12 protein-coding genes, 2 tRNA genes and 3 rRNA genes are annotated in these 17,482 nt (G+C 53.2%); 7 read left to right on the forward strand and 10 right to left on the reverse strand.

Annotated elements, in window-relative coordinates:
• Positions 1-11: 11 nt before the first annotated feature.
• From rrf to tyrS, 6 genes are all read right to left on the reverse strand, one after another.
• Positions 12-127: ribosomal RNA gene (gene rrf, locus CPH80_RS12135) — 5S ribosomal RNA — on the reverse strand.
• A 97-nt stretch (positions 128-224) separates the two neighbouring features.
• Positions 225-3,119 (reverse strand): 23S ribosomal RNA (locus tag CPH80_RS12140).
• A gap of 307 nt (positions 3,120-3,426) precedes the next feature.
• Positions 3,427-3,502: transfer RNA gene (locus CPH80_RS12145), tRNA-Ala, on the reverse strand.
• A gap of 3 nt (positions 3,503-3,505) precedes the next feature.
• Positions 3,506-3,582: transfer RNA gene (locus CPH80_RS12150), tRNA-Ile, on the reverse strand.
• A 104-nt stretch (positions 3,583-3,686) separates the two neighbouring features.
• Positions 3,687-5,226: ribosomal RNA gene (locus CPH80_RS12155) — 16S ribosomal RNA — on the reverse strand.
• Together the 16S, 23S and 5S rRNA genes with 2 tRNA genes alongside form the textbook arrangement of a ribosomal RNA operon.
• Before the next feature lie 367 nt (positions 5,227-5,593).
• On the reverse strand, positions 5,594-6,796 hold the full coding sequence (tyrS, locus tag CPH80_RS12160) for a tyrosine--tRNA ligase (protein ID WP_096278125.1): 1,203 nt from the start codon (positions 6,794-6,796) through the stop codon (positions 5,594-5,596).
• 301 nt (positions 6,797-7,097) lie between these two features.
• Here tyrS and CPH80_RS12165 point away from each other — a divergent pair, with 301 nt between their 5' ends.
• Both CPH80_RS12165 and CPH80_RS12170 read left to right on the forward strand, forming a co-directional pair.
• Positions 7,098-8,480 (forward strand): peptidoglycan DD-metalloendopeptidase family protein, encoded by a 1,383-nt coding sequence (locus CPH80_RS12165; RefSeq protein ID WP_096278127.1) that lies wholly within the window; start codon positions 7,098-7,100, stop codon positions 8,478-8,480.
• 5 nt (positions 8,481-8,485) lie between these two features.
• A complete protein-coding gene (locus CPH80_RS12170; RefSeq protein ID WP_096278129.1) occupies positions 8,486-9,583 on the forward strand; it encodes an anhydro-N-acetylmuramic acid kinase in 1,098 nt (365 codons plus the stop codon).
• A gap of 40 nt (positions 9,584-9,623) precedes the next feature.
• On the opposite strand, the gene erpA is transcribed toward CPH80_RS12170, so the two are convergent.
• The 4 genes from erpA to argC form a co-directional block, all read right to left on the reverse strand.
• Positions 9,624-9,956: an iron-sulfur cluster insertion protein ErpA gene (gene erpA / locus CPH80_RS12175; RefSeq protein WP_197703646.1), complete on the reverse strand. Its 333-nt coding sequence runs from the start codon at positions 9,954-9,956 to the stop codon at positions 9,624-9,626.
• Between the two features lie 84 nt (positions 9,957-10,040).
• The gene (locus tag CPH80_RS12180; protein WP_096278133.1) at positions 10,041-10,517 is read right to left on the reverse strand and encodes a bactofilin family protein; all 477 of its coding nucleotides are present in this window, start codon (positions 10,515-10,517) and stop codon (positions 10,041-10,043) included.
• Positions 10,518-10,519: 2 nt separating this feature from the next.
• Complete coding sequence (locus CPH80_RS12185) at positions 10,520-11,260, reverse strand: DUF6776 family protein (RefSeq protein ID WP_096278135.1); 741 nt, start codon at positions 11,258-11,260, stop codon at positions 10,520-10,522.
• Between the two features lie 9 nt (positions 11,261-11,269).
• Positions 11,270-12,307, reverse strand: coding sequence for an N-acetyl-gamma-glutamyl-phosphate reductase (gene argC / locus CPH80_RS12190; RefSeq protein WP_096278137.1), 1,038 nt, complete (start codon positions 12,305-12,307; stop codon positions 11,270-11,272).
• A 145-nt stretch (positions 12,308-12,452) separates the two neighbouring features.
• Here argC and CPH80_RS12195 point away from each other — a divergent pair, with 145 nt between their 5' ends.
• The 5 genes from CPH80_RS12195 to hemL are packed head-to-tail and all read left to right on the forward strand — an operon-like array spanning position 12,453 to position 17,421.
• Positions 12,453-14,243 (forward strand): chloride channel protein, encoded by a 1,791-nt coding sequence (locus CPH80_RS12195; RefSeq protein WP_096278139.1) that lies wholly within the window; start codon positions 12,453-12,455, stop codon positions 14,241-14,243.
• Positions 14,244-14,246: 3 nt separating this feature from the next.
• Positions 14,247-14,669: a protoporphyrinogen oxidase HemJ gene (gene hemJ, locus CPH80_RS12200; RefSeq protein ID WP_096278141.1), complete on the forward strand. Its 423-nt coding sequence runs from the start codon at positions 14,247-14,249 to the stop codon at positions 14,667-14,669.
• Between the two features lie 12 nt (positions 14,670-14,681).
• Complete coding sequence (gene thiD, locus CPH80_RS12205; protein WP_413772267.1) at positions 14,682-15,470, forward strand: bifunctional hydroxymethylpyrimidine kinase/phosphomethylpyrimidine kinase; 789 nt, start codon at positions 14,682-14,684, stop codon at positions 15,468-15,470.
• Positions 15,458-16,144, forward strand: a complete 687-nt coding sequence (gene thiE, locus CPH80_RS12210) for a thiamine phosphate synthase (protein ID WP_197703542.1) — start codon at positions 15,458-15,460, stop codon at positions 16,142-16,144. The genes thiD and thiE overlap by 13 nt, the downstream gene beginning before the upstream one ends.
• Complete coding sequence (gene hemL, locus CPH80_RS12215; RefSeq protein ID WP_096278147.1) at positions 16,141-17,421, forward strand: glutamate-1-semialdehyde 2,1-aminomutase; 1,281 nt, start codon at positions 16,141-16,143, stop codon at positions 17,419-17,421. Before thiE ends, hemL begins: the two co-directional genes overlap by 4 nt.
• The last annotated feature ends 61 nt before the right edge of the window (positions 17,422-17,482 follow it).

The raw sequence follows: 17,482 nt of genomic DNA on the forward strand, positions 1-17,482 counted from the left end.
TGGTATTAAGAGTCTGACGATGACCTACTCTCACATGGGCAAATGCCACACTACCATCGGCGCAGGCCTGTTTCACTTCTGAGTTCGAGATGGGATCAGGTGGTTCCAAGCCGCTATGGTCGTCAGACAAAACGGTTGATCACTGGGGGATGAGATAGAACTGGCTTTTTAGGCCGTGATATTGATTTTTTCGTTGCGATATCCGCAATTGTCTTGGGTGTTATATAGTCAAGCCGCACGAGCAATTAGTATCGGTTAGCTCAACGCCTCGCAGCGCTTACACACCCGACCTATCAACGTCCTAGTCTTGAACGGCTCTTCAGGGGCCTCAAGGGCCCAGGGAGATCTCATCTTGGAAGGGGCTTCCCGCTTAGATGCTTTCAGCGGTTATCCTGTCCGAACATAGCTACCGGGCAATGCCACTGGCGTGACAACCCGAACACCAGAGGTTCGTCCACTCCGGTCCTCTCGTACTAGGAGCAGCTTTCCTCAAATCTCCAACGTCCACGGCAGATAGGGACCGAACTGTCTCACGACGTTCTAAACCCAGCTCGCGTACCACTTTAAATGGCGAACAGCCATACCCTTGGGACCGGCTTCAGCCCCAGGATGTGATGAGCCGACATCGAGGTGCCAAACACCGCCGTCGATGTGAACTCTTGGGCGGTATCAGCCTGTTATCCCCGGAGTACCTTTTATCCGTTGAGCGATGGCCCTTCCATACAGAACCACCGGATCACTATGACCTACTTTCGTACCTGCTCGACGTGTCTGTCTCGCAGTTAAGCGGGCTTGTGCCATTACACTAACCGTACGATGTCCGACCGTACTTAGCCCACCTTTGTGCTCCTCCGTTACGCTTTAGGAGGAGACCGCCCCAGTCAAACTACCCACCACACAATGTCCTCATCCCCGATAAGGGGACGGAGTTAGAACCTCAAACATGCCAGGCTGGTATTTCAAGGTTGGCTCCACGCAAACTAGCGTTCACGCTTCAAAGCCTCCCAGCTATCCTACACAAACATGTTCAAAGTTCACTGTGAAGCTATAGTAAAGGTTCACGGGGTCTTTCCGTCTAGCCGCGGATACACCGCATCTTCACGGCGATTTCAATTTCACTGAGTCTCGGGTAGAGACAGCGCCCCCGTCGTTACGCCATTCGTGCAGGTCGGAACTTACCCGACAAGGAATTTCGCTACCTTAGGACCGTTATAGTTACGGCCGCCGTTTACCGGGGCTTCGATCAAGAGCTTCGCGCAAGCGCTAACCCCATCAATTAACCTTCCGGCACCGGGCAGGCGTCACACCGTATACGTCCTCTTACGAGTTTGCACAGTGCTGTGTTTTTAATAAACAGTCGCAGGGGCCTGGTATCTTCGACCGGCTTCCGCTCAACCCGCGAAGGGCGTCACATACCACCGGCGTGCCTTCTCCCGAAGTTACGGCACCATTTTGCCTAGTTCCTTTACCCGAGTTCTCTCAAGCGCCTTGGTATTCTCTACCTGACCACCTGTGTCGGTTTGGGGTACGGTCTCAAATAGCCTGAAGCTTAGAAGATTTTCCTGGAAGCAGGGCATCAATGACTTCGCTCCCGTTAAGGGTGCTCGTCGTCGCGTCTCAGAATTGTGGATCCGGATTTGCCTAAACCCACTCCCTACTCGCTTAAACCGGGACAACCGTCGCCCGGCTCACCTAGCCTTCTCCGTCTCTCCATCGCAGCTATCCAAGGTACGGAAATATTAATCCGTTTCCCATCGATTACACCTTTCGGTCTCACCTTAGGGGCCGACTCACCCTGCGCCGATTAGCGTTGCGCAGGAAACCTTGGTCTTCCGGCGTGGGAGTTTTTCACTCCCATTGTCGTTACTCATGTCAGCATTCGCACTTCTGATACCTCCAGCAAGCTTCTCAACTCACCTTCGCAGGCTTACAGAACGCTCCCCTACCCCGCATACAATGTATGCAGCCGCAGCTTCGGTGACCAGTTTGAGCCCCGTTACATCTTCCGCGCAGGCCGACTCGACTAGTGAGCTATTACGCTTTCTTTAAAGGATGGCTGCTTCTAAGCCAACCTCCTAGCTGTCTGAGCCTTCCCACATCGTTTCCCACTTAACTGGTACTTCGGGACCTTAGCTGGCGGTCTGGGTTGTTTCCCTCTTCACGATGGACGTTAGCACCCATCGTGTGTCTCCCGGATAGTACTCACAGGTATTCGGAGTTTGCATCGGGTTGGTAAGTCGGGATGACCCCCTAGCCGAAACAGTGCTCTACCCCCTGTGGTATTCGTCCGAGGCGCTACCTAAATAGCTTTCGGGGAGAACCAGCTATCTCCGGGCTTGATTAGCCTTTCACTCCGATCCACAAGTCATCCCCTAGCTTTTCAACGACAGTGGGTTCGGTCCTCCAGTTGATGTTACTCAACCTTCAACCTGCTCATGGATAGATCGCCCGGTTTCGGGTCTATGCCCAGCGACTAAATCGCCCTATTCAGACTCGGTTTCCCTACGGCTCCCCTAAACGGTTAACCTCGCCACTGAACATAAGTCGCTGACCCATTATACAAAAGGTACGCCGTCACAGAACAAGTCTGCTCCGACTGCTTGTACGCATACGGTTTCAGGATCTATTTCACTCCCCTCACAGGGGTTCTTTTCGCCTTTCCCTCACGGTACTGGTTCACTATCGGTCAGTCAGGAGTATTTAGCCTTGGAGGATGGTCCCCCCATATTCAGACAGGATATCACGTGTCCCGTCCTACTCGATTTCACTAGACTCAGGTTTCGGATACGGGGCTATCACCCACTATGGCGGCACTTTCCAGAGCCTTCTCCTACCAGTTGTCTAGCTTAAGGGCTAGTCCCCGTTCGCTCGCCGCTACTTAGGGAATCTCGGTTGATTTCTTTTCCTCGGGGTACTTAGATGTTTCAGTTCCCCCGGTTCGCCTCTTACACCTATGTATTCAGTGCAAGATACCTAGCCGAAACTAGGTGGGTTTCCCCATTCAGAAATGCCCGGATCACAGCTTGTTTGCCAGCTCCCCGAACCTTATCGCAGGCTTCCACGTCTTTCATCGCCTCTGACTGCCAAGGCATCCACCGTATGCGCTTAGTTGCTTGACTATATAACCCCAAGACAACTGCTCTCCATGGATCAACATCCTGGTAAACCAGGGGGCCAATACGTGGAGACAGTGCCTTGACGTGATATAACAACCACTTCAACGACAACACCGGATAACGCTTGAAAAAATCGTTATCACATTGAACACTTTCTCTCGGAGATTATGAGAAAAAGTCTTCGTGTTCTATCTCATCCAATTTGTTAAAGAGCAAATCTGACCCAGTGATCAGAAAGAAAAACTTCAGACTTAGCAGACGCTAAACTGAAATACTTGTTTCTGTACACTGACCGAAGTCAGGTAAATAATGGTGGAGCTAAGCAGGATCGAACTGCTGACCTCCTGCGTGCAAGGCAGGCGCTCTCCCAGCTGAGCTATAGCCCCATTTGGTGGGTCTGGGTGGATTTGAACCACCGACCTCACCCTTATCAGGGGTGCGCTCTAACCAACTGAGCTACAGACCCGGTTTTGCTTGTCACTGACAAGACCGTCGGGTCTACAGACCCTTGCTCTCTTTACAATTAACCAAGTAATTCGTGTGGACTCTGACCGAAGCTTCAACTTCGTTTAAGGAGGTGATCCAGCCCCAGGTTCCCCTAGGGCTACCTTGTTACGACTTCACCCCAGTCATGAACCACACCGTGGTGATCGTCCTCCCGAAGGTTAGACTAACCACTTCTGGTGCAATCCACTCCCATGGTGTGACGGGCGGTGTGTACAAGGCCCGGGAACGTATTCACCGTGACATTCTGATTCACGATTACTAGCGATTCCGACTTCACGGAGTCGAGTTGCAGACTCCGATCCGGACTACGATGCGTTTTGTGAGATTAGCTCCCCCTCGCGGGTTTGCAACCCTCTGTACGCACCATTGTAGCACGTGTGTAGCCCTGGCCGTAAGGGCCATGATGACCTGACGTCATCCCCACCTTCCTCCGGTTTGTCACCGGCAGTCTCCCTAGAGTTCTCAGCCGAACTGCTAGCAAATAGGGATAGGGGTTGCGCTCGTTACGGGACTTAACCCAACATCTCACGACACGAGCTGACGACGGCCATGCAGCACCTGTGTCAGAGTTCCCGAAGGCACCAATCCATCTCTGGAAAGTTCTCTGCATGTCAAGGCCAGGTAAGGTTCTTCGCGTTGCGTCGAATTAAACCACATGCTCCACCGCTTGTGCGGGCCCCCGTCAATTCATTTGAGTTTTAACCTTGCGGCCGTACTCCCCAGGCGGTCAACTTAGTGCGTTAGCTGCGCCACTAAGGATTCAAGATCCCCAACGGCTAGTTGACATCGTTTACGGCGTGGACTACCAGGGTATCTAATCCTGTTTGCTCCCCACGCTTTCGCACCTCAGTGTCAGTGTTGGTCCAGGTAGCCGCCTTCGCCACTGGTGTTCCTTCCTATATCTACGCATTTCACCGCTACACAGGAAATTCCACTACCCTCTACCACACTCTAGCCGAGCAGTTCGAAGTGCCGTTCCCAGGTTAAGCCCGGGGCTTTCACATCTCGCTTACTCAACCACCTACGCGCGCTTTACGCCCAGTAATTCCGATTAACGCTTGCACCCTCCGTATTACCGCGGCTGCTGGCACGGAGTTAGCCGGTGCTTCTTCTGTGAGTGACGTCAATCCTCAAGCGTATTAAACTTAAGGCCTTCCTCCTCACTGAAAGTGCTTTACAACCCGAAAGCCTTCTTCACACACGCGGCATGGCTGGATCAGGCTTGCGCCCATTGTCCAATATTCCCCACTGCTGCCTCCCGTAGGAGTTCGGGCCGTGTCTCAGTCCCGATGTGGCTGATCATCCTCTCAGACCAGCTACGGATCGTTGCCTTGGTGAGCCATTACCCCACCAACTAGCTAATCCGACTTAGGCTCATCCAATAGCGCAAGGTCCGAAGATCCCCTGCTTTCCCCAAAAGGGCGTATACGGTATTAATCCGAGTTTCCCCGGGCTATCCCCTACTACTGGGCAGATTCCTAAGCATTACTCACCCGTCCGCCGCTCGACGCCTGGTAGCAAGCTACCTTCGTTTCCGCTCGACTTGCATGTGTTAAGCCTGCCGCCAGCGTTCAATCTGAGCCATGATCAAACTCTTCAGTTTAAATCATACAAGATCCGAAGATCTCAATTCTTGCTCAAGACAAAACTCAATGTTCGACGAGTCGCTTGCCTTGGTATTTCTTGTCGAAATACTCCAGCCAGCGCCCACACGAATTACTTGGTTAATTTGTTAAAGAGCGTTTGAGCCGTGGCTCAATCAAGGAGGCGAATTATACATCGTTTCGCTACCCTGTCAACTGCTTAATTAAAGAAACTTGAAATTCGTTTTCTTCAATACTTTCAAACAGTTGCCGTTCTCGGAACTCCCCGCCTCAGCGGTGCGTCCCTCGACCGAGATGCGCATTCTACAGACACACGCAGATCTGTCAACGGCCATTTTGAAAAACCTCAAAATGACCTGAAATCGTTCAATCCGCGATCAATACCCGGGCAATTTTCTTCTTTCCGGCCTGTATCACGCAACGATCCCCCTCTACAAAGGTTCGATCGCCCTCAAACTTCTGACCGTCCACGAACACAGCCCCGCGACTCAGCACGTCGCGGGCTGTCGCGCCATTTTTTACAAGACCGGATAAGCGTAGCACTGCGGGCATGAGCATGCCGGACTGCCCATCAAGTGAAACGGTCACATCGGGTATGTTTTCAGGGATTTCCCCCAGCGCCACCCGATTGCCCGCAGACTTGTGAGCAGTTTGCGCCGCCTCTGCATTATGGAAGCGAGTAATGATCTCTTCTGCGAGGAGCTTTTTGTAGTCCTGGGGATTAGCTCCCTCATCTACCGCCTTATGGAACTCGCTCACCTCTGAAAGTGGGCGAAAACTCAGAAGCTCAAAGTAACGCCAAAGCAGTTCATCAGGAACGGAAAGCAATTTGGTGTACATCTCACCGGGTGAGTCATTCACGCCTATGTAGTTGCCCAAAGACTTGGACATTTTCTGAACGCCATCCAACCCCTCAAGGATCGGCATGGTTAACACCGCCTGGGGAGACTGGCCATAATTTTTTTGCAGAATGCGCCCCATCAGAAGATTGAACTTCTGATCTGTACCACCCAACTCAACATCCGCCTCTAGCGCCACGGAATCGTAACCCTGTATCAACGGGTAGAGAAACTCGTGAATCGCTATAGGCTGCTCTGCACGGTAGCGGTTGGTAAAATCATCGCGCTCCAGCATTCGGGCAACCGTATACTGACCTGCCAGCCGGATCATGTCCGCGGCAGTCATTTTACTCATCCACTCAGAGTTGAAGACAACGCGAGTTTTCTCGCGATCCAAAATCTTGAACACCTGCTCCTTATAGGTAATCGCGTTCTGAGCTACTTGCTCATCCGTCAACGGAGGTCGGGTGACACTCTTACCTGAAGGATCACCCATCTTCCCAGTGAAATCCCCAATCAGAAAGATAACCTCATGACCAAGGTCCTGAAACTGCCGCAGCTTATTGATGAGCACCGTGTGACCGAGATGAAGATCAGGGGCCGTAGGGTCGAAGCCCGCCTTGATACGCAAAGGGCGACCTTCCTTCAGCTTGGCGATCAAATCATCTTCGGGTATCAGCTCGTTTACGCCTCGCTTGATAACGGCTAGCGCTTCATCAATAGATGCCATGTATTCATCATCCCCAGTCAGTGTCACAAATTATCAGTTACAGACTTCAACAAAAGAAATCTGTGCGTTACCCGGCGCCCTGCTAAAGTACAAATGCTCAGTTTTTAAACAAAACTATGCAGTCTGGGCGTGCGCATTATATCAATGACGCCACAATAAATCCGACCGGCAGCGCAACAACCGTAATGTTCCGCGCTGTTCCACATACTTTTTATACGGTATTCTGTTGGTATACACCTGAACAACAGCTTTAACTAGGTAGCACAAGCTGCCGGAATACCGATTAAAACGGATGCGATACGTGCTGAAAATGCTCCCAAAAACACACATTACCATTGCTGCCGCTGCAACCGTTGTAGTGACCGCCGCCATTCTGATGAGCCCCAGCGCGGGTGTTGAGGCCAAACGAATGTCCTACACCCTGGATCTTGAACAGGGGAGCGCGTCGAAGATCATCTCGCAAAAGCCGCAGCAAAAACTCAAAACTTCTCCTGAGCAATCCGTTGCCGAGGTTCAGCCTGAGGCAGCACCGCAAGTGCCGGAGCAGTCTAATCTCGAGCTGACATCAGGTTTGGACTGGCAAACGTTCGATATCAAATCAGGCGACACTCTGTCTTCTCTCTTTAAGAAGGCGGGGTTTAATGACGGCATAATGCTTTCTGTTATTCACGGCGAGGGAGAGGCAGATAAATTGCAGCGCCTCTATGCTGGCGAGACCATCCGCTTTGCGACTAATAGTGAAGGCAATCTTACTTCGGTTGAACTCAAGCGCAGCTTGCTGGAAACGCTGAAGATCGAGAAGCAGGAAGAGTCATTTAAAGGCCAAACGGAAATGCGGGAACCCGAGCCTAAGCCAGCATTTGCTTCAGGCACGATTGACGGCTCGCTTTACCTCGCAGCTCGCGAAGCCGGGCTTAACGATCGGCTGACAATGGAATTTGCCGGAATATTCGGCTGGGATATAGATTTTGTCTACGATGTCCGCAAAGGCGATCGGTTTGAGGTGGTTTATGAGGAACTGTATCTCGACGGAGAAAAGTTCAGCACCGGCCGCATCCTGTCGGCCCGTTTTATAAATCGGGGCGAGGAAAACATTGCTCTGCTGTATACAGACAGCAATGGCGACAGTGACTACTATGCGGCCAATGGCAGAAGCATGCGCAAGGCTTTTTTACGTACGCCGATCAGTGCACGCATTTCTTCTTCGTTTAATCTGCAGCGCCGCCATCCGGTTCTGGATGTTGTCCGCCCCCACGAAGGCACAGATTATGCCGCGCCTACGGGCTCTCCAATCAAGGCAGCGGGCAATGGCAGAGTTCAGTTCTCCGGCTGGAAAGGTGGCTATGGTCGCACAGTCGTTCTGAAGCACGGCGACAACATTACTACTCTGTACGCGCACATGAGCCGGATCGGCAAAGGCATGAAAACGGGGGCACGGGTAAAGCAAGGAGACACTATCGGATATGTTGGCTCATCTGGAATGGTAACCGGGGCACACCTGCACTACGAGTTTCGGGTTAATGGCTCACCGCGCAACTCCCGAACCGTAAAGCTGCCAGACGCTCAGCCAATCCCAGCCTCTGAAATGGCTCGATTCAAGAGTGCTACAACGCTGCAGGTTGCGCAGTTTGAAGCTTTCAGAAACAACTACCAGCACCTTGCTGCCCTAGCCTCGGAAGACTGAGGCCCATGGATACCTGGATCGGGTTGATGTCCGGCACCAGCATGGACGGCATAGACGCCGTGCTGGTGTCTTTCCAGGAAAAAACTGTCCGTATTCACGAAGCACTCTCCACCCCCTACCCCGAAAACTTGCGCCAACGCTTGGTCCTTGCAAGCCAGAACCAGGCAACACCTGATGAAGTAGGTGAGCTTGATACACTAACGGGAACCCTTTTTGCAGACGCTGCGGAAAACCTAATCCGCAAATCCGGTATAGAAAGATCCTCGATTCGTGCGATCGGAAGCCACGGGCAAACTCTGCGTCACCAACCTTCAGGCCTTGGCCGCTTCTCTCTTCAGGTAGGCAATCCCTCTATCATTGCGGAAAAGACCAGTGTCACAACCGTGGGGGACTTTCGTAGCCGGGACATGGCCGCAGGCGGGCAGGGCGCTCCACTGGTGCCAGCTTTCCACCAGCATTTCTTTGGCTCCGAAAGCGAAGACAGGTGCATACTGAATCTCGGTGGCATCGCCAACATTACTTGGATTCCTTCTGACCAAGACAGCCCGGTAACAGGATTCGACACAGGCCCCGCAAACGCGCTGATGGATGCCTGGTGCCATGAACAAACCGGCCGCGCCTACGATGAACATGGTCAGTGGGCCCAAGAGGGGATAGTCGACCAGGCGCTGCTAAGCGATATGCTCTCAGATGCTTACTTCGAGCGTCTGCCGCCAAAAAGCACAGGGAAAGAGAAATTTAATCTCGAATGGGTCAAAACTCTGGTGCTGCGGCACAGTAAAACCCGGCCGGAAGACGTTCAGCGCACACTGCTCCAGCTGTCAGTGATCACGGTCGTTCGGCAAATGCCTCAGTCGCCAGGTATGGCGGTTTATGCTTGCGGAGGGGGTACGCGTAACCGGCTGCTGATGAGGGAGCTTTCTCAAGCCCTTAGCCCCATTCGTGTGCTCAATACCGACGAGCTGGGCCTTGACCCTCAATGGGTGGAGCCAACGGCGTTTGCATGGCTGGCCCGACAAACGATGGAACGCAAGCCGGGAAATCTACCAGAAGTGACCGGAGCTAAAGGCCCCCGGATACTTGGCGCCATCTACCCCGCCTGAACCCTAGATGTATTCTCCGGGTGCAGGCCACTAGCAAAACTCAAATGGTGAACGAGCTTCCGCAACCACAGGTAGAACTGGCATTGGGGTTTTGTACCACAAACTGGGAACCCTGCAGTCCTTCTTGATAATCGACGGTGGCTCCCACCAGGTATTGGTAGCTCATCGGATCGATCAACAGAGTCGCACCGTCCCGTGCAACAACTGTATCTTCCTCATCCTGGCTTTCATCGAATGAGAACCCGTATTGAAACCCGGAACAGCCACCACCCGTGACAAACACCCGCAGCCTGAGATCGGAGTTACCCTCCTCCTCAACCAGTTCACGTACTTTATTGACCGCACTGTCGCTGAAAAACAGCGGTGCTGCCATTTGCTGCTGAACTACACTCAAGTTCGCCTCCAGATTACCTGATACAACTTAAGTGATTATGGTATTCCTGACTAAAACAATCAACTATTCGGATTTTCCACCATCCTCTTCCGATGGCTCGCCGAACCCCGCATCGGGCAAAGCATCGTCTGTCGGCGTTTTATCTTGGGTTAGCAGCCCGGAAGATTCACGCTGATGAACAAGATTGCCATTTACTGACGACCCCATGGCCATCTGGATGAGGTTATAGTAAACGCTGCCGTTAATAGCGGCCTTTTCTGCCAGCTCAAGGTGAGCCGTCGCATATACATCGCCGTTAACAGTGCCGTTGATGATCACATGCGGTGCCGATATGTCGCCGGTAATCTCACCGACCTCCGAGACCCGCAAGACAGCATCACTGCCCTCCTCAGCCAGCACCTTGCCGCGAATATGGCCATCTACATGCAAACCACCAGAAAAGTGTATATCGCCTTCTACGGTAGTACGTGATGAAATCAGTGTGTCAAAGTTGCCAGTGGGCCGGCGGGGCTTCTGTTTCTGCTTTTTCTTGCCAAGCATCTTTAATTCTCCGTTAAATCATCCCAGTTGAATGTGCGTTCAGCCTGCGAGGATTTGCTTCCTTCGGCTTGGGCAACCACCTGCACTTCGAATGGCTCGAAACCGTCAGGCAGCGCCAGTTTACCCTCCACGTCCTGAAAATACCGAAAGCGGAATTTTACGCCGAGATCTTCAATGTCCTGAGACAGATCGCGCAGTGCGATGATTTCTTTCTCATCACCACGCTTACCGATTATGTTGACGGCCACGACGCCGGAAATATAGCTCTTGTTGTTGCCAACCTGTGTCAGCACCAATTTAAAGTTATAAACGTCAGCCTCGCGGTCGCTGGCCAGTGAAAAGCGATCAACCTGCAACCCCTTGCTGGTCTCGGATGGCGCCATGATATTTTTATAGAACGTAAGATCAGACTTCAAATCGCCAGTGCGGGTTTCCAACTCAACAATAATTTCCCGAGCCTGGTTCAGCGCCTGCTCATCGATCAGCTTGCCACGTTCAAGATTAACCAGTTGCTGTCGGGCCTCGCGATAACGGGTTTTCAACGTCGCGGCTTGATCTTCCAATCGCTCGTTAGAAGCCTCCGCACTGGTGAAGCGAAAGCCACCCTGCGCAAGCCCAGCAGCATAACCGGCGGCCGCAGCAATAATCGTGAACGCCAGCAGAATCAACGTTCGCTTCAACTTGTATCCCGGCCGATGGCGGATAACAACATATTCCTCGGCCGGCTTGCGTTGTTCACTCACAGGTGATCCTTAAGGCAGCAATGCAGGGGCTTCAAGACCCAAGGTTTCTTTGAGGCCAAACATAATATTCATGTTCTGGACTGCCTGGCCCGCTGCACCTTTTACGAGGTTGTCAATTACTGAGGAGATGATAACAACGTTACTTTGCTCCTGGCGATGCAACGCCATACGGCACAAGTTGGCGCCCCGGACACTTCGAGTTTCCGGATGGCTACCGAAAGGCATTACATCAACAAATGGCTCATTACGATAACGCTCTTCAAACAGCAACTGTAGACGATCGAAATCAGCCGGATTCTTCAGTTCCGCGTACAGAGTTGCCTCAATGCCGCGGATCATCGGGATAAGGTGCGGCACAAATGTAACGCCTGTCGCAACGCCTGCAGCCTCAGACAAGCCCTGGCGAATTTCGGGTAGATGGCGATGACCCGACGCACCATAGGCCTTAAAGCTTTCTCCTACCTCACCGTGCAACATGCCGATTTTACCCTGCCGGCCACCGCCGCTGGAACCGGATTTCGCATCGGCAATAAGCCGCGACGGATCAATCAAGCCTTGCTCCAATAGGGGCAGAAAACCAAGTTGCACCGCCGTGGGGTAACACCCAGGATTAGCAACCAGTTGCGCCTTGGAGATTTCATCGCGAGCGACTTCAGGCAACCCGTATACCGCCTTTTCAACCCACTCCGGCGCTTCATGGGGCATGCCGTACCACTCAGACCAAACCTGCAAATCCTTAAGGCGGAAGTCCGCCGAGAGATCAACAACTCGCACACCAGATGCCATCAGTTCCGGAATCATTCGCATAGCAACGCCGTGGGGTGTTGCAAAAAACACAAGATCGCACGCAGCCAAAACGCTAGGATCCGGCTCTGAGTAGGCCAGATCAAAATGTCCACGGAGGTTCGGGAACAGATCGGACACTGGCATCCCGGCCTCCGACCTTGAGGTAATACAGCTAACCGTAACGTCCGGATGAACGGCGAGGATTCTGAGCAGTTCGACGCCGGTATACCCGGTGCCACCTACGATACCTACTTTAATCAACTTGCTCTCCAGCGTATTCGTATCAGGATTTGGGAGTTTAATAGTTTAGTCTAGCATGATAAACCAACGACTTATTGCAGCTTACAGGGCGACAGTTACAATGTTGTGAGAAACCCTTTGGCAGACCACCGGAATACCGGCATCCATGAAAAAAACTTGGCATGAGATTAGAGAAAACTTGGTTAATGTCTTTTCGCGCAGGCTTTCTGGCGTCGACTCGTTACCCCAACTCGCCGTACTAGGTCTGCTATCTGGCCTAGTGACTGGCGGCGTTATTCTGATCTTCCGCCTCGCGATCGAGTGGCCCCTTGAGTATTTCCTGCCGGGGGACGGCTCTGAAGTTTATGCCTCTGAAACATTCGAGAACCTGGACATTCTCACCCGAGGGTTGCTGCCGTTCGTCGGGGCTCTTGGTCTGGGTCTTTTTTTACACCGTCTTGCCACCCAGGATCGCAAAGTTGGCGTCGTTCATGTCATGGAACGCCTAAACTACCATCAAGGTTACATCTCCGCCAAAAGCGCCTTTATTCAATTCATCGTGGGCGTTACAACCGTTGTTACCGGGCAATCGGCGGGCCGTGAAGGGCCAGCCGTGCATTTGGGAGCTGCGTTTTCAAGCTTGATGGGGCAGTGGATGCGACTGCCTAATAATAGCATCCGCACTCTTGTGGCCTGCGGCTGCGCGGCCGCTATTTCCGCATCGTTCAACACCCCCATTTCGGGAGTCATTTTCGCTATGGAAGTGGTGATGATGGAGTACACCATCGCGGGCTTTACACCCATTGTGCTTGCCTCTGTCAGCGCGGCGGTAGTAACGCAGGTTGGGTATGGCACGGAGCCCGCCTTCAGCGTTCCTGCACTGACTATGAATTCGCTACTTGAGATACCCTGGATTCTGGTCCTTGCAGTCATAATTGGCGTTTCGGCGGCGCTGTTTATACATCTGGTTGATTCCATGGGGCGATTCAATCACCGGCCGATTCTGCTCCGTGTCATTATTGCCGGCGCGCTCATGGTGCCTGTCGCTGTGTTGGTGCCCCAGACCATGGGAATTGGCTACGACACCGTCAACGCGACCATTAATGGCGAATTAGGCTTCTGGCTTTTGCTCAGTGCAGGGGTGGCGAAACTCGTGATTACCGCCCTAACGGTTGGTTTGGGCATGCCCAGCAGCATTATCGGCCCAACGCTATTCATGGGCGCAACGCTTGGCGGGGCTCTAGGACTGATTGGCGCGGAGGTTATACCTGGCCATGCCTCGTCCGTTGGATTTTACGCCATGCTCGGAATGGGAGCGATGATGGGCGCAGTGTTGCAAGCACCTTTGGCGGCGCTTATGGCGTTGTTAGAACTAACTCGCAACCCCAACATAATTCTCCCTGGCATGCTGGTTATTACCACCGCCACACTGATCACCAGTGAAGCATTCGGGAAGAAGTCACTGTTCCTGACCGTACTGAAAAGCCAGGGCCTGAGCTATCAAAGTTCGCCAGTTATCCAGGCCTTGCGCCGGGTGTCCGTGGCGGCAATCATGGATAAGGGTGTTCTTCGCATTAATCGACACCTGACGGTTGAAGAGGCCCGAAAAGCCCTTAAAGCGGAACCTAAATGGCTGATAGTCGAGGGCAAAAACGGCCCTACATCTCTGCTACCCGCAGTTGATCTGGCCCGCTACTTGGAAGACGCTGAGGAGATGGCGGCTGAAGAGGCGGGTGAGCCAATCGAATCCATTGATCTGATGGACATCCCGGCTAACCGGCGTGATATTGCACCGGTACAATACCAAGCCACGCTCGAAGAGGCGTTGCACGAGTTTGACGCTACCAGCGCAGAGGCCCTGTATGTGCAGCGCCATGTGGCGCCAATGATTCAAAGGGTTTATGGCGTAGTGCTTAAATCTGATATCGAAAGCTATTACCAATATCGACGGAGCTGACCAATGCTGTGGGTTAAGGCCTTTCACATAATTTCTCTGGTGTGCTGGTTTGCCGGCATCTTTTATTTGCCAAGACTGTTTGTTTACCATGCCGCCTGTGAGGATGAGCCGGGGCGCGAGCGTTTCAAAATCATGGAGCGGAAGCTCTATCGGGGTATTACCACACCTTCGATGATTGCCACTGTCATATTTGGCATTTGGTTGCTTAGCTACAATGTATCAGGCTACTTCAGCCAGGGCTGGCTCCACGCGAAGCTGGTGCTCGTCGCACTGCTGATCGTTTATCACTTTTATTGCGGACACCTGGTTAAGGTGTTTCGCGACGACGGCAACACTCGCGGGCACGTATTCTATCGCTGGTTCAATGAGCTGCCGGTTTTCGTTCTGCTAGCCGTTGTTATTCTCGCCGTCGTTAAACCTTTCTAGGGAGTTTTAGCCATCTCACACTACACCCGCCCTCAGGTTCTTGTTCTCTCCGGCCTGGATCCGTCCGGTGGTGCCGGCATTCAGGCTGACATTCAGGCCATCACGTCACTGGGATGTCACCCGTTGCCGGTGCTCTCCTGCCTGACCGTTCAGGACACCCGGAATGTATACGGTGCCGAAGCTGTTAACCCGGAACTGATTCGCCAGCAACTTAGGTGCATCTCTGAGGACGCCCCCATACACGCGATTAAAACCGGCGCCTTGGGCAACTCAGCGGTAGTGGAAGTACTGGTGGAGTTCCTCGGCAAGTACCCGGACATTCCGGTTATAACCGACCCGGTAATCAAGGCAGCGGGCGGCGGTGATTTGGCCGATGACGAGCTGCTTGCCACCATGAAAGAGCGGCTATTTCCACTGGCCGAAATGATCACCCCTAACGGCATAGAGTTGGCACTACTGGGGGAAAGTGATAACGCGGACGAGGCTGCGCGCAAACTGCTCGAGAAAGGCTGCACATCGGTGCTTGCAACTGGCGGGCATGGCACGGGTATACGCATCACCAATACACTTTATAACCATTCGCCTACGCCCATGACGTGGGATATCGAGCGCATTGGCGGCGAGTATCACGGTACTGGCTGCACGCTTGCAGCCGCGATTGCGGCCGGGCGAGCTCAGGGGCTTTCGCCCCGCGCCGCAATTGCCCAGGCTCAGAACTATGTGCACCGTACCATTTTGCACGCTCTTGCGGTGGGCAAGGGCCAGCCAGTTCCAGATCGAGGCATTCTGTGGGAACGATGAACACGCGCGTCCCAATAGGGCTTTACGCGATTACCGACAGCCAACTTACACCTCCGGCGACATTGATTGCTTCCGTGGAGGCGGCGATTCGCGGCGGTACGGTGATGGTACAATACCGTGAGAAATTAGCGCCCACCGCAGAACGCCTTGCACAGGCAAGAAACCTCCAATCAATATGCGCTGCTGCCGGCGTTCCACTGCTCATTAACGACGACGTGGAACTTGCCAAGCGGGTAGGCGCAGCAGGCGTACACTTGGGCCAAACAGATGGCTCTGCAGCAGAGGCGCGTTGCCTGCTTGGAGATAATGCCATCATCGGTATTACCTGCCATGCGGATCTCGCACTGGCACAAACAGCGATAGACGCAGGCGCAGACTATCTGGCTTTTGGCCGCTTTTTTACATCTTCAACTAAGCCCGAAGCTTCGGCAGCTTCAACCGATATACTGGCCAAAGCAAAACGCTTCAACCGGCCAGTTACCGCGATCGGCGGCATCACCACACAGAACGGTGAGCTGCTCATCCGCGCAGGTGCTGACTTGCTGGCGGTTGCCGGCGGGCTTTTCGGGGGCAGCCCCGAGGCGACAGAACAAAAGGCAAAAACATTTCAGAGGCTGTTTGCCAGCCACCACCCACTTTTTCAATCCCCCGATAACTGGAGCTCTCACAAATGACGCACTCCGAAACCCTGTTCGAAGAGGCTCAAAAATACATTCCCGGTGGTGTTAACTCTCCGGTTCGTGCATTTCGTGGAGTGGGCGGCACCCCCATCTTTTTTAAACATGCTAACGGCGCATATCTTTACGACGAGGACGGCCAACGCTACATCGATTACATTGGTTCTTGGGGCCCGATGATTCTTGGCCACTCGGACCAACGCATCAAAGATGCCTTGCACGCTCAGGTGGATCTTGGGATTGGCTACGGCGCCCCCACCTCAATCGAAACCGATATGGCTCGCAAAGTTTGCGAGTTGGTACCTTCTATTGACCTGGTACGCATGGTGAACTCTGGCACAGAAGCCACCATGAGTGCTATACGCCTAGCCCGCGGCTACACCGGGCGCGACAAGATCGTAAAATTTGAAGGCTGCTACCACGGGCACGTGGACTCACTGCTTGTGAAGGCCGGCTCCGGCGCACTGACCCTGGGCGTGCCCAATTCACCCGGCATACCCGCCTGTTTGGCAGAGCTCACGCTTACTCTGGATTTCAATGATATCGATGGCGTGCGTGAAACGTTCAAAGAAATGGGCGACCAGATTGCCGCCATTATCGTAGAGCCGGTTGCGGGAAACATGAACTGCATCCCCCCGGTTCCGGGCTTCTTGGAAGCGCTTAGAGAGGTCTGCGATGAGCACGGAACCGTGCTGATTTTCGACGAGGTGATGAGCGGATTTCGGGTATCACTGGGCGGGGCTCAAGAGCTGTACGGCGTAACTCCTGACCTGACGGCCCTAGGCAAGATTATCGGCGGCGGGTTGCCTGTTGGCGCCTTCGGTGGCAAGCGAGAAATCATGGAGCACATCTCCCCGCTCGGGCCGGTTTACCAAGCCGGCACACTCAGCGGCAATCCACTGGCCATGTGTGCCGGTCTTGCCACGCTGAACGCCATTTCAGAACCAGGCTTTCATGATCGCCTAACTCAAAAAACCCGTAAGTTACGTGACGGCTTGAAAGCTTCTGCAGATGCGACAGGCATTCCCTTAGCGGTTCAGGGCGCAGGCGCGATGTTTGGTTTCTTCTTCACAGAAGAGCCCAGTATCACTCGCTTTGACCAGGTAATGAAATGCGATGTAGAACGCTTTAAGAAGTTCTTCCAGGGCATGCTAAAAGAGGGCATTTACCTGGCTCCGTCCGCATTTGAGGCTGGCTTCACCAGCGCTGCACTGACCGATAAGGACATTGACGATACGGTCGTAGCTGCGAAAAAAGTAATGGCCTCCCTTTAAAAGGCGAAACTGACAGTTTTCCGAACGGGTTCCCAGCAGGATCTGACGCACTAACATGTCC

The sequence above is a fragment of the Marinobacter sp. LV10R510-11A genome, assembly GCF_900215155.1.
Lineage (GTDB): Bacteria > Pseudomonadota > Gammaproteobacteria > Pseudomonadales > Oleiphilaceae > Marinobacter.

Coding starts and splice junctions, on each gene's coding strand:
- tyrS (WP_096278125.1), bottom strand. CDS start 6,796: ATGGCATCTATTGATGAAGCGCTAGCCGTTATCAAGCGAGGCGTAAAC.
- CPH80_RS12170 (WP_096278129.1), top strand. CDS start 8,486: ATGGATACCTGGATCGGGTTGATGTCCGGCACCAGCATGGACGGCATA.
- erpA (WP_197703646.1), bottom strand. CDS start 9,956: ATGGCAGCACCGCTGTTTTTCAGCGACAGTGCGGTCAATAAAGTACGT.
- CPH80_RS12180 (WP_096278133.1), bottom strand. CDS start 10,517: ATGCTTGGCAAGAAAAAGCAGAAACAGAAGCCCCGCCGGCCCACTGGC.
- CPH80_RS12195 (WP_096278139.1), top strand. CDS start 12,453: ATGAAAAAAACTTGGCATGAGATTAGAGAAAACTTGGTTAATGTCTTT.
- hemJ (WP_096278141.1), top strand. CDS start 14,247: ATGCTGTGGGTTAAGGCCTTTCACATAATTTCTCTGGTGTGCTGGTTT.
- hemL (WP_096278147.1), top strand. CDS start 16,141: ATGACGCACTCCGAAACCCTGTTCGAAGAGGCTCAAAAATACATTCCC.